The sequence below is a fragment of the Bifidobacterium sp. SKU genome, from assembly GCF_026016405.1.
Lineage (GTDB): Bacteria > Actinomycetota > Actinomycetes > Actinomycetales > Bifidobacteriaceae > Bifidobacterium > Bifidobacterium bifidum.
This window is the reverse complement of sequence record NZ_CP092890.1, coordinates 1,511,291-1,523,726: the sequence shown is the minus strand read 5'-3', so window position 1 is coordinate 1,523,726 and position 12,436 is coordinate 1,511,291. Positions and strand designations below refer to the sequence as shown.

The 12,436-nt window shown below is 63.6% G+C and carries 9 protein-coding genes and 1 other RNA gene; 5 read left to right on the top strand and 5 right to left on the bottom strand.

Going from position 1 to position 12,436, the window contains the following annotated elements; genetic code table 11:
* Positions 1-277 precede the first annotated feature (277 nt).
* Together rnpB and MMB49_RS06530 are read right to left on the bottom strand one after the other, a co-directional pair.
* Positions 278-641: RNase P RNA component class A (gene rnpB / locus MMB49_RS06535), an RNA gene on the bottom strand.
* A 324-nt stretch (positions 642-965) separates the two neighbouring features.
* The gene (locus tag MMB49_RS06530; RefSeq protein WP_014760456.1) at positions 966-1,163 is read right to left on the bottom strand and encodes a hypothetical protein; all 198 of its coding nucleotides are present in this window, start codon (positions 1,161-1,163) and stop codon (positions 966-968) included.
* Between the two features lie 187 nt (positions 1,164-1,350).
* On the opposite strand from MMB49_RS06530, the gene hpf reads away from it, so the two are divergent.
* The 3 genes from hpf (at position 1,351) to trpD (ending at position 6,731) form a co-directional block, all read left to right on the top strand.
* On the top strand, positions 1,351-2,016 hold the full coding sequence (gene hpf / locus MMB49_RS06525; RefSeq protein WP_003813792.1) for a ribosome hibernation-promoting factor, HPF/YfiA family: 666 nt from the start codon (positions 1,351-1,353) through the stop codon (positions 2,014-2,016).
* Positions 2,017-2,188: 172 nt separating this feature from the next.
* Entirely contained in the window at positions 2,189-5,110 is a 2,922-nt protein-coding gene (gene secA, locus MMB49_RS06520) for a preprotein translocase subunit SecA (RefSeq protein WP_268253407.1), read from the top strand.
* A 574-nt stretch (positions 5,111-5,684) separates the two neighbouring features.
* Positions 5,685-6,731: an anthranilate phosphoribosyltransferase gene (gene trpD, locus MMB49_RS06515; protein WP_013390084.1), complete on the top strand. Its 1,047-nt coding sequence runs from the start codon at positions 5,685-5,687 to the stop codon at positions 6,729-6,731.
* Positions 6,732-6,769: 38 nt separating this feature from the next.
* Here trpD and MMB49_RS06510 read toward each other — a convergent pair whose 3' ends face one another.
* On the bottom strand, positions 6,770-7,369 hold the full coding sequence (locus MMB49_RS06510) for a hypothetical protein (protein ID WP_013390083.1): 600 nt from the start codon (positions 7,367-7,369) through the stop codon (positions 6,770-6,772).
* A gap of 48 nt (positions 7,370-7,417) precedes the next feature.
* On the opposite strand from MMB49_RS06510, the gene MMB49_RS06505 reads away from it, so the two are divergent.
* Complete coding sequence (locus MMB49_RS06505) at positions 7,418-8,134, top strand: lysophospholipid acyltransferase family protein (RefSeq protein WP_047270914.1); 717 nt, start codon at positions 7,418-7,420, stop codon at positions 8,132-8,134.
* Between the two features lie 97 nt (positions 8,135-8,231).
* Here the strand turns inward: MMB49_RS06505 and MMB49_RS06500 are convergent, their stop codons facing one another.
* On the bottom strand, positions 8,232-10,373 hold the full coding sequence (locus MMB49_RS06500) for a Stk1 family PASTA domain-containing Ser/Thr kinase (RefSeq protein WP_082247913.1): 2,142 nt from the start codon (positions 10,371-10,373) through the stop codon (positions 8,232-8,234).
* A 64-nt stretch (positions 10,374-10,437) separates the two neighbouring features.
* Positions 10,438-11,535 (bottom strand): polyprenyl synthetase family protein, encoded by a 1,098-nt coding sequence (locus MMB49_RS06495; RefSeq protein ID WP_042995708.1) that lies wholly within the window; start codon positions 11,533-11,535, stop codon positions 10,438-10,440.
* A 197-nt stretch (positions 11,536-11,732) separates the two neighbouring features.
* Between MMB49_RS06495 and MMB49_RS06490 the strand changes: the two genes are divergently transcribed.
* Entirely contained in the window at positions 11,733-12,404 is a 672-nt protein-coding gene (locus MMB49_RS06490; RefSeq protein ID WP_022173789.1) for a DUF4192 family protein, read from the top strand.
* The last annotated feature ends 32 nt before the right edge of the window (positions 12,405-12,436 follow it).

Here is a 12,436-nt window from a genome sequence, read left to right as displayed (position 1 = left end):
ATCTCAATGAACTATCTCTTAGATGAGATACAGCGCGGGGCAAGCGGGGGAGATGCCCCGGTGGCTTGGCGGGGTGGCGGGTTGCCGGCCCGGTGGTTTGTCGATCCGGTGGTCTTACCGCATTGCCGGCGTGAGAACACCCTCCGACGCTTCGCGCCATCTCCCGCCAGCGGGAGGGAACGGGGCTGCCGGCATTGCGTTGTTTCGTTCGCGCGCCCTCATATTGGTGGGAGGAATGTGTTGGCGGGAGGTATGCGGATTCGGGGGGGGGTAAAGAAAAGCGAGACCCCCGATACCCCGGGTTCTGTCGCGTGTCGCCACGCGGATGGCCATCCATCTCGACCTGACGTTGCCGCCAGGCTCTAGCGGCCTACCCGAAGACACGGGCGAGCAGCCCTTGCCGTCTTCTGCTTGGCCTTGCTCCCGATGAGGCTTGCCATGCGACCGACTGTTACCAGCGGACCGGTGGTCTCTTACACCGCCGTTTCACCCTTACCCGCTTGCGCGGGCGGTCTGTTCTCTGCTGCGCTATCTCTCAGGTCACCCTGGGCGGACGTTATCCGCCATCGTGCTCTGCGGAGCCCGGAAGTTCCTCAGCCTTGCCAAATGAATGACGCGGCCGCGGCCATCTGGGGGTCTCGAATCAGCTACTATACGGCAGGCCAGGGATTTTACGCAGGAGAATCAGGGTGGGCCGGCGCACCGGGCGAGACGATGAACGCCGAATGCCGAATTGCTGTCGGTGGGGTCGTGCTCATCCTCCCGCTGGCGGGAGGTGGCGCGTGGCGCCGGTGGGTGGTGACCACCCCACAGTCGGCCGCCGACAGGATGCCGCAGATCCGCAGCCGCATCGGCTTATGGATCACAGGATCGAATCGTGGCTCGACTGGCACAGGCACCTCCCGAACATTCCATACCGTTATGTCGCTGGCCTTGCTTGCATGCTCGATTCTGCCCGAATGGTCTTATACCGTCAGCATTGCCTTGCGGGCAAGCTTGTCGTGCCAGCGTTCGGTGACGACGAAGTACACGGACCACACGACCTCTATGACGACCATCCAGAGCAAGACCTCCATTGATGTGATGCTGCGGCTCAGCGCCAGCAATACCAGCAGCGCAACAATCTGTGTCGCCAGACCAAAAAGTATAACAGTTTCCTTCAAGGAAAGTAAGCCGCACAGTATAAGCACAGCAACGTTACGGGAACCTGTGAAAAAAGAAACGTATTTCTCTGGGCGAGTTCCCCGCCGTTTACCCTCTGTTCGGCTACAATGAAACTTACCCGGGTGGTGATGACGCCATTCGGCACACATATAGCGGGTGACACCGCTTGAGTATAGGGAGGTCCACATGGAAATCGTCGTTACCGGACGTCATACGCAAGTCAAGCAGAAGTTCCGTGATGTCGTCGAAAGCAAGATGAATCGTGTGACCGCTATCGCGCCGGATGCGCAACGAGCTCAGATCGTGCTGACGCATGAGGGGAATCCGCGTCAGGCCGACACCGCGAAGCGTGTGGAGATCACCGTGATCGCAGGCAGCACCGTGGTGCGCGCCGAGGCTTCCAGCACCGATGAGTTCAGTGCTCTGGACATGGCGCTCGACAAGCTGACGCTGCGCCTGCGCCGCACCCGTGACCGCCGCAAGGATCATCGCCGCGGGTACATCAACCCGACGCCCGTCGATCTGGGAGCGGTCGCTCCGCCGGAACCGGAAGAGGAGCCGGAGCCGGAAGAGCCGAACAACAGCCCCGAAGCCGCCGTCGCCTCCGACCTCGGTCCGGGCGAGTCGGTGGAGGTCCAGGTCGGTGACACGCCGATCGTGATTCGCCGCAAGCTGCACATCGCCGAGCCGATGAGCATCGACGAGGCGCTGTACGAGATGGAACTGATCGGTCACGACTTCTTCCTGTTCGTCAACAAGGAGACCGGCCGCCCGTCCGTCGTCTACCACCGCCACGGTTGGAGCTACGGCGTGTTCGAGATCGACACCCCGGAGAACATCAAGAACAAGTAAGTGTTCCGCCACGTGATACATGGCCTGCCCGGCATATCCAGGCAGGCCATATTTGCGTGTCGGCACACGACGAAACAAGTATCGATGGGCGTGTCCAGCGGGTCGGAACGGCAAAAATCCGAGTGTTCGCATATCATGGATGGAGTTTGTGCCTGATGTCGGGCATCAGGCTATGCTCGTTGACGTACGAAAGCTTAAACAGGGAGCGAATGTGGTAGATATCGTTGACAAAGCCCTCCGCATGGGAGAAGGGCACCAGCTCAAGAAACTGGAGAACGTGGCCAAGGCCGTGAATGCCCTTGAGGACGAGATTTCCGCTCTGTCCGACGAGGAACTCAAAGGCCAGACCGCCAAGTTCAAGCAGCGACTGGACAACGGTGAGAACCTTGACAAGTTGATGCCCGAAGCGTTCGCCACCGTCCGTGAGGTGTCGAAGCGCACTCTGGGACAGCGTCACTTCGATGTGCAGCTCATGGGTGGCGCGGCTCTGCACTGGGGCAATATCGCCGAAATGAAGACCGGTGAAGGCAAGACCCTGGTCGCGACGCTCCCGAGCTACCTGAACGCACTCGAAGGCAAGGGCGTGCACGTGGTCACGGTCAACGACTACCTGGCGAGCTACCAGAGCGAGCTGATGGGTCGTATCTACCGCTTCCTCGGCATGAACGTCGGCTGCATCATCACCGACCAGAAGCCGGCGGAGCGCCGCAAGCAGTACAACGCCGACATCACCTACGGCACCAACAACGAGTTCGGCTTCGACTACCTGCGCGACAACATGGCGTGGGAGAAGGCCGATCTGGTGCAGCGCGGCCACCATTACGCCATCGTCGATGAGGTCGACTCCATCCTCATCGATGAGGCCCGTACCCCTCTGATCATCTCCGGCCCGGCCGAGGGCGACGTGACCCGTTGGTACCGCCAGTTCGCGCGTCTCGTGCCGAAGCTGACCCGCGACGAGGACTATGAGGTCGACGAGAAGAAGAAGGTCGTCGGCGTGCTCGACCCGGGCATCACCAAGGTCGAGGACTTCCTCGGCATCGACAACCTGTACGAGCCGAGTAACACCGCACTCATCGGCTACCTCAACAACGCCATCAAGGCCAAGGAACTCTTCCTGCGTGACCGCGACTACGTCGTCACCCACGGCGAGGTTCTGATCGTCGACGAGCACACCGGCCGTATCCTGCCGGGCCGCCGTTACAACGAGGGTCTGCACCAGGCGCTGGAAGCCAAGGAGAACGTGGAGATCAAGGCCGAGAACCAGACCTTCGCCACGATCACCCTGCAGAACTACTTCCGCATGTACGACAAGCTCGCCGGCATGACCGGTACCGCCGAGACCGAGGCCGCCGAGTTCATGGGCACCTACAAGCTGGGCGTGCTGCCGATCCCGACGAACAAGCCGATGATCCGCAAGGACCAGGACGACCTCATCTTCCGCACCAAGAAGGAGAAGCTGGCCGCCATCGTCAAGGACGTCGCCAAGCGCCACGCCAAGGGCCAGCCGGTGCTGCTGGGTACCGCATCCGTCGAGTCCTCCGAGGTCGTCTCCTCGCTGCTCGACGTGGCGGGCATCGATCATCAGGTGCTCAACGCGAAGCAGCACGCCAGCGAGGCCAAGGTCGTCGCGGTCGCCGGCCGCAAGGGCGCCGTCACCGTCGCCACCAATATGGCCGGTCGTGGTACCGATATCATGCTCGGCGGCAACGTCGAGTTCCTGGCCGACCAGAAGCTCAAGTCCGAGGGCTATTCCCCCGAGGACACGCCGGACGAGTACGAGAAGCGCTGGCCGGGCACCTTGGCCGAGGTCAAGGAGCAGGTCAAGGACGAGCATGAGGAGGTCGTCGAGCTTGGCGGTCTGTACGTGCTCGGCACCGAGCGCCACGAATCCCGCCGTATCGACAACCAGCTGCGCGGCCGTTCCGGCCGTCAGGGCGATCCTGGCGAGTCCCGCTTCTACCTGTCGCTGGAAGATGACCTGATGCGTCTGTTCAACACGCAGCTCGTCGCCCGCGTCATGGCCAAGGGCATGCCGGAAGGCGAGCCGATCGAGGCGAAAAGCGTGTCGAAGGGTGTGCGCACCGCACAGAAGACCGTCGAGGCGCGCAACTTCGAAATCCGTAAGAACGTCCTCAAGTACGACGACGTGATGAACAAGCAACGTACGGTCATCTACTCCGAGCGTCAGGCGGTGCTTAAGGGCGAGGACATTCACGGTGATATCGAGCGCTTCATCGCCGATACCATCGACAGCTACATCAAGGGTGCCCAGAAGGGTTCCAGCAAGCCCTCCGACTGGGATTGGGACGGCCTGTTCAAGGCCCTCAAGACCGTGTTCCCGTTCGAACTTGACCAGGACGCCGCCAAGAACGCCGCCGACAAGCTCAAGGGCGACAAGGCCGTTGCGGCCGTGCGCGACTCCCTCGTCGATCAGGCCAGGGAGGAGTACGCCGAACTTGAGGAGAAGGTCGGTGAGGAAGGCCTGCGCCAGTTGGAACGCCGCGTGGTCCTCGCCGTGCTTGACCGCAAGTGGCGTGAGCACCTGTACGAGATGGACTACCTCAAGGATGGCATCGGCCTGCGCGGCATGGGTCAGCGCGACCCGCTGGTCGAGTACCAGCGCGAAGGCTACCAGATGTACAACTCCATGATCGAGGCGATCAAGGAGGAGTCCGTCCAGCTGCTCTTCCACGTCGACGTGCAGCAGGTGTCCAGGAGCGAGGAAGCCGGCATCGAGTCCGATGACGCCGTCGTTGATGAGGCCGAAGAGGCCGTCGGCGCCGCGAGCTCCGAAGTCGACAAGGTCGAGGACGCCGATGAGGCTGAGACTGCGGAGGAATCCGCCGAGAAGGTCGCCATCGCCCAGTCCGCCAAGGAATCCACTGCAGGCGAGGCCACCGCGCCGATCACCGGCCCGGCTCCGATCAGCCATGCCGAAGGCAAGTTGCCCGCCAACAAGCGCCCGAAGAACGAGGAGCTGAAGACCCCGTGGTCCGACGGCCGTACGTTCCCCGGCACGTCCAAGAACGCGCAGTGCCCGTGCGGTTCCGGTCGCAAGTACAAGATGTGCCACGGCCAGAACGAAGAGTGAGATAGGCTCTCCGGACTAGACGAGTAAGTGGCTCCCCTCGATGTGAGGGGAGCCACTTGCGTTTTCGGGGGAGAGGAAGGGCTTGTCCGCGGGTTGAGCCCGTCGATTATTCGCGGGGCCGCGGAATCGAGGTTCGCCGAGCCTCATTCGCTGTACAACGCACGATTTTGATGGATTCGCGCGTGTTGTACAGCGATACCGCAGGACAACGCGCGCATCAATCGATATACGCGTGCGTTGTCCGCCATATTCGGTGCCCATCAGTGCAAAGGCCTGGTACGCACGCGGCGATCTCATTGACCCTGCAGCGATTCCGATCCATTGCCCGGCAAAGCCTTGGGATACTGCATAACGTTTCAGTCGGGACTCCCGTAGCGGCATCGCGGCGATGCCTGCCGCGTTGCCTGCCCTGATTGTCGGCACGCTGTCCGGGCCGGACAAGTAAGTGGCTCCCGCTGACGGGAGCCGATGATGTTTTGCAATATGGAAGATTACGGGCGACGAAACGACAAGCCATTACAATGAGGCGACGAATACATATCACACGGCGTGACGAAACGCCAAGGAGGGCATCATGGCCGAGATCACATGGAAGTCGATTCTCACCAAGCTGGTCGGGGGAGACCACCTGAGCGCTGAGGAATCGGAGTGGTTCGTCGACGACTTGATGCAGGGCAACGCCGATCCGGCCGCCGTGGGTGCCGCGCTCGCCATGCAGGAGCAGCTGGGACTGACCGCCGACGAGGTGTGTGGCGCCGCAAAGGCCATGGTCTCCCACGCCGTGCCGCTCAACGTGTCCGGTGAGACCACCGACATCGTCGGAACCGGCGGTGACGGCTTCGCCACCGTGAACCTATCCACGATGGGTTCCGTGGCCGCAGCTGCGGCGGGCGTGAAGATCGTCAAGCATGGCAACCGCGCCGCCTCCTCGAAGTGCGGAGCCGCCGACGTGCTCGAGGATCTCGGCCTGCCGATGGATCTGAAGCCCGAGGCGGTCGGGGAGATCGGCGACGAGGTAGGCATCACCTTTGCGTTCGCCCGCACCTTCCACCCGGCCATGCGCTTTGTTGGCCCGATTCGCGCCGCGCTCGGCATCCCGTGCGTGTTCAACATCCTGGGACCGTTGACCAACCCGGCCAATCCGGCGCACGTGGCCATCGGCTGCGCCAACCGCAAGGTGAGTCCGATCATGGCCGCCGTGTACGCCAGCCGCGGCCAGTCCGGCCTGGTCTACACCTCGCACGAGGGCCTCGACGAGCTTGCTCCCACCGGCCCGATCTCCGTGTGGGAGATTCGCGACGGCAAGGTCACCGAAACCGATTTCGACCCGACCCTGGATCTGGATCTTGCCAAGATCTCCGTCGAGCAGCTCAAGGGCGGCGAACCCGATGTGAACGCCGCCGCGTTCACGGACTTCTTGGCCGGCAAGGACATCCCGTCACGCACCACCGCGTTGCTCAACGCTGCGTCCGCCATCGTGGCAGACGGCAACCTGGTCGGCGACGGCACACTCGCCGAGCGGTTCCGTGAGGCGTATGCGCTCGCCGAGAACACCGTCGATTCCGGCAAGGCCGCGGCCCTGTTCGGCAAGTGGATCGAGACCGCCAAGTCCAAGGCCTGATCATTGCGGTGCCCGTCCGATGAGGACGGGCACCGTCGTCATATCCGCGCGCCGTCGTCGAACATGTCGGTGCGTGTCTCGGTGTGCCCCTTGTGTTGGAGGATGAGGCCGGCGCCGCCGACCAGCGCGCACAGACCGAATATGGAGCCCAGGAACGTCGCCAGGGCGGGTACGAACACGGATGCGATGATACCCGCGACGCCTGCGACCAGCAGGATCCAGAACACCAGCTTCGAGGCGTTCACGCGGCCGATTTTCGGGTTCGGCGGCACGAAGTCATCGCCGTACTCGTCCATGACGTCATCGGTATCGAGCCAGCTGCGGCCACCATGGTCGCGGGGGCCGCGCTGGTGCAGCGGCACCTTGTCATCGGTGAACGTGCCGGCGTCCAGATCGTCGACCGACAGCAGCGCCTCCTTCTCCTTGCGCTGCGCATGCTTCTCGAAGCGCCGCGCGTTGCGCGAGCGCTCGACGTCCTGCAGGTCGTTGGCATGCTCCGCGGCGAAGGCGGCCCAGTCGAGATCGTCGCCGGCGTTGGAGCCTGTGTCATGCCCGTCATGTCCGGCGCGCGGAGTGGTGTTTGGATGTTCTTCACCCGCGTTGGTATCGTTGTGGTTGCTATCGTGATGATCGGTCATACCGTCCTACTGTAATCAGGCGGACGGCCAAACTTGGGAGGTGTCATCGTGCTGTACTGGTTCTTTGTCAAAGGTTTCGGTTGGATTGCCCGTCGTCGTATGGGACCGACGGCGATCGGACTGGAGAACGTGCCGCGTGAAGGCGGTGCCATCATCGCCGCGAACCATCTGGCGGTCATCGACGATGCGCTGATACCCATCACCTGCCCGCGCATGGTGCATTTCATGGGCAAGGCCGAGTATTTCGAAGGCAAGGGCATCAAGGGCCGGTTCAAGAAATGGTGGTTCACGTCGGTGGGAGTGTTCCCCGTGGACCGTTCCGGCGGCTCGAAGTCGCTGGGCGCGTTGGCCCACGCCCGTGAGATCCTTGAGGAAGGCCACCTGTTCGGCATCCACGTGGAGGGCACGCGCAGTCCTGACGGGCGACTGTACCGGGGCCACACCGGTGCCGCGCGCCTTGCTCTGGAGACCGGCTGCCCGCTGGTGCCGACCGCGTTGGTGGGAACGCGCGAGATACAGCATCCCGGTCAGGTCATCCCGTCGAAGGGCAAGACGAAGGTGATATACGGCAAGCCCATCCCGGTGGATCGCAAGGACGCCGACGAGATCACCCATGAGGAGGTGCGGGCGCTCACCGACCATCTCGTCAGCGAGATCCGAAAGCTCAGCGGACAGGAATACGTGGACGAGTACGCCCAGAAGGTCAAGGCGGAGCTCAAGGCCCGGCAGGAGGCCGAAGCCGCAACCGCCGGCGAAGACCACTGACCGACGATCCCGAACGCGAACGAAGCGGCTCCCCCTCTCAAACTGATAGAGGGGGAGCCGCTTCGCGTATATGCCGGTATATGCCGGCGCGCCGCCGTCACACGACGGTGAGCGTGATGACGGTCTTGTTGCCGTTCGTGTCGCGCAGCCTCGTCTTGCCGGTGGCGCTCTGCTGCTGCACCAGGCCGAGGATGTTCAAGCCGCCGGTCTTGACTTCGAAACCGAGGGATTCCAGCGTCTTGATGGCGTCGCTCTTGCTCTTGCCGACGAGGTTCGGCACGTCCGCGGTCTCGGGCCCCTTGGATACGGTCAGCTTCACGGAGTCGCCCCAATGCAGTTCGGTACCGGAGTCGGGCGAGGCGGAGATGACACTGCCGGACTTGACGCTGTCGCTGTACTCCTCCGAAACGGTGGTCTTGAGCTTCGCGTTGTCGAGGGCGGTCATGGCCTCGTCCTTGGTCTTGCCGACGATGTCCGGCATGGTGACCGGCATGAGTCCCTTGGATAGTACCACGGTGATCTCGGCGTTGTGGTCCAGGGTCGAGCCGGGCGTCTCGGAAATGCTTTGCAGGGCTCCCTCCGGCAGCGTCATCGAATATTCGGCTGAGGAGTCATCGCGTTTGATGTTGGTGAATCCGGCGTTCTCAAGCGCTTTGATCGGATCCTTGCCATCGGCCGACGTCGGATCCGCGATGTCGCTGGGGATGGTCGCCTGCTTGACGCCAAGCGACACCGTCACCGTGATGCGTCCGTTGTGGCGCTTGCTGATATGGGTGCCGACGTTCTGCGGGTCGGCGGAGATGATGTTCCCCTTGGCGACGGTGTCGCTGTACGCCTCGGAGGAGGTGAACGGGATGTTCGCCACGTTCAGCGTGCTCTGGTAATCGCTCCACTTCGCCCCGACGATGGAGCATTCGGTGTTCTCCTTACAGGAGATGTCGGTGGGCTGCGGCAGCGTCCAGTAGCTGCCCGGACCGAGGAAATACCACCATGAGCCGCCTGCGCCGGCGACGAGCGCCACGACGAGCACCACCACGAGCGTGATGATCAAGGGTTTCTTCGAGCGCTTGCGCTTGGCGGGCTCCGAGCCTTGGTCATCGAGCGGGCGCGCGTCCATCAGCCCGATGGTGAGTGCGGGATCCTGCGGCGTGATTACCTGGGTGGCGGAGACGTCCTGGGGTGCGGTGCCTTCAGGCATCACCGAAGTACGGGCCGTGGCAGGGGCGGTGCCGGTCTGCGGGGCGGTGCCGGTGCGCGAATCGAACAGCGGCGGCGCGGGCGGGGCCGGGATGGCGCCCACCAGCGCGGGGGCGGTCGGCTCCTCGGTATCGCCGCCGGTGCCTACGTCGGCGGGCTTGCGGTACTGCCATGCGTCCATCGGCAGGTTCGCGGTCAGCTGTTGCAGCTCATGCAGGGCGTCGGATGCGTCGGCGGGCCGTGCCTCGACGGCGCGGGCGGTCAAATGCGAGACGAAATCGGCGACCTGCTGGTTGATGCCCGGGCAGGTCGAGGTCAGGGACGGCACGTCCTCATGCACGTGCTTGAACACCATGGTGACGGGATTGTCCGATGTGAACGGCACGTCGCCGGCGAGCATCTCCCAAGCCATGATTCCCACGGAATACAGGTCCCCCTGCATGGTCGCCTTGTTGTCCTCGATCATTTCAGGCGCCAGATACGCGGCGGTGCCGAGCAGCATGCCGGTGGTCGACAGTGTCGCCTGTGACGCGGCCTTCGCCAGACCGAAATCGGTGATCTGCACGTGCCCGCGGTCGTTGATCAGGATGTTCTCGGGCTTGATGTCGCGGTGGACGACGCCCACGCGGTGCGCCGCTGCCAGTCCGTCCAGCGTCTCGGAGATGACGCGCAGCATCTCGCGCACGCTGAACGTGCCCTGCAGGTTCATGTCGTGACGCAGGTTCACGCCATGCACGTATTCCATGACCAGATAGTCCAGCCCATTGAATTCGCCGGTGTCATACACCTGCACGATATGTGGGTTCGCGATCGCCGCGGCGGACTTGGCCTCGCGGTGGAACCGTTCCACGAACTGCTCGCGGTGCGCTCCCTGCGCCAGCTGCATGTGCATGATCTTGATGGCGACGCGGCGTTCGAGCCTGGTATCCTCCGCCTCGTACACGGTCGCCATGCCGCCTTCGGCGATTTTGCGTATGACGCGGTATCGCCCCTCTATCATTCGTCCCTGCGGCTCTTGCGACGTGGCTGCGACTTCACTCATGGTTGTATCGTAAGGTTCTTTCTGCTGGAAAACGGCATTTCCAATACATACGTTGGCGAAAACTCTACGCTTTGATGATCGGGATGAACCTCATGCATGCCTCGGTGAGCGTGCGCTCGTCCTGCGGTGAGAGCCGCAGGTCCCCTATGGCATGAAGCGTGCCCTGCCACAGTGCGCGGATGCGCCGGCGGGATCGGTCGATGGCGCCGGTGCCTTCGAACAGCTCGATGCACCGGCGTACGTCGTCGTCGCCCCGCGACTGCGACGAGAACATGTCGATCAGTGTGCGGCGCTGCCTCTGGTCGGCGCCGCTGATCGCGTCCGCGAGCAGCACGGTGCGCTTGCCCTCCCTGATGTCGCCTCCCACGGGCTTGCCGGTGGATCTGCTGGATCCGATGACGTCCAGCAGGTCGTCGGCGAGCTGGAACGCCTGGCCGAGCGGCAGTCCGATGGCCATGGCGTCGGCATGTGCCCGCCTGGGGTCTCGGCCGGAGGCGAGAAGCGCGAATTCGAGGGGCGCGATGGTCGTGTAGCTGGCGGTCTTCCATCGGAACACGTTCATGGATTCCCGTGCGAGCCGTTCCGGCTCGTCCAATGGAGACAACTCAACTGCGAGGTCGAGCACCTGCCCGATCTCCACCTCGCGGTGCATGCGCAGGAACGTCGAGACGATCATGTCGGGCCGGGGCATCCGTTGCGCCGCGGCATGGGCGATGTCGACGCTGGCGGTGGCGAGCAGGTCTCCCAGCATGATGCCCAGTCCTCGGCCGAGCGACGCGCTGTGCGACGTCGTGCCGAGCGCCTTGTGGGCCGCGGGTTTGCCCCGTCGCAGGTCGGAGTCGTCGATGATGTCGTCATGGACGAGCGCGGCGGTCTGGAAGACCTCTATCGCGCAGGCCAGGTCGAGCACCGCGTCGCGTCCGCGGGCATGGGCGTCATCGTCGTCATGCCCCTGCGGGTCGGTCGCGTCGAAGGCGTGGAGGGCCAGCAACGCCCTGAGCCGCTTGCCGCCTTCGCTGGAGATCAGGGCCTGACGCGCGACCTCGCGGGATATGGTCAGGCACGGGCCTTCGATGGTGTCGTCGGCGTCGAGCGCCATGAAACGGTCCACCGCGTCGGCGATGCGGGACTCGATCAGGGCCAAATCAGATGAAACAGTCATACCTAGAGGTTATCCACAGGGTTTTACGAATACAAGAACTGCGGATTTGCAAGCCTGACAAGCCTTCGACCACATAGGTTGGATTTCGCCCTGAAAACCGGCCCGATACGGCATAGTTGATGGTATCCCGTCGCGGGGGCGGCGGTCGCCGGCATCGTGCGCCGGCGGTGGATGGGACCGGTAAGGGGGACCACGATATGGGACAGGAGACGAACACGCAGGCCGTCCGGTATGCGGAGGCGGTCGCGGACGATGACATGCTGCGCGAGGACGATCTCAGACGCATGCGCGATGAATACTGCGAGCGCCGCAAGCTCAGCGGCACCGTGGCGGCGGACGCGCAATGGGCCGATGAGCCGTTCGACCATTGGCTGGCGGGCCTGTCGGCGCAGCCGCGGGCCATCGATGACGCCTCGATCGCCGCGCTGGTGGTGGGAATGACGGTGACGTTGTCGATCAGGGACGCCCTGATCATGTCATTGGTGGCCGGGGACACCTGCGCCGACAAGCGCACGATGATGGATTTCGCGTCGCGCTCGCATGCGCCGGATGTGCAGAGCCGCATGTGCAGGGAGCTGCAGGGCGCGTTTTTCGACGAGCGACGTCGGCCCGACGAACCGAGATGCCGGGCCGGCGCCGACATGCTCGTGGCCATGGCCGATCGCGTTCCGGAGAGCTTCAGCGTGCAGCCGCTGGCCGTGCTGGCGTATGTGATGTGGTGGATGGGCGACAGTCGAGCGGTGGCGTTCGCGTTGCGCTGCCTGATGCTGGATGAGGATTGTTCGCTGGCGGCGATCGTGTGCTCGGCGTACCAGCGCGGCGTGATGCCGGCGTGGATGGGTGCCGGCCCGCATCACGACGCCGCATGACGGCTCGCGGGAGACCATCGGTTCCACGCCGC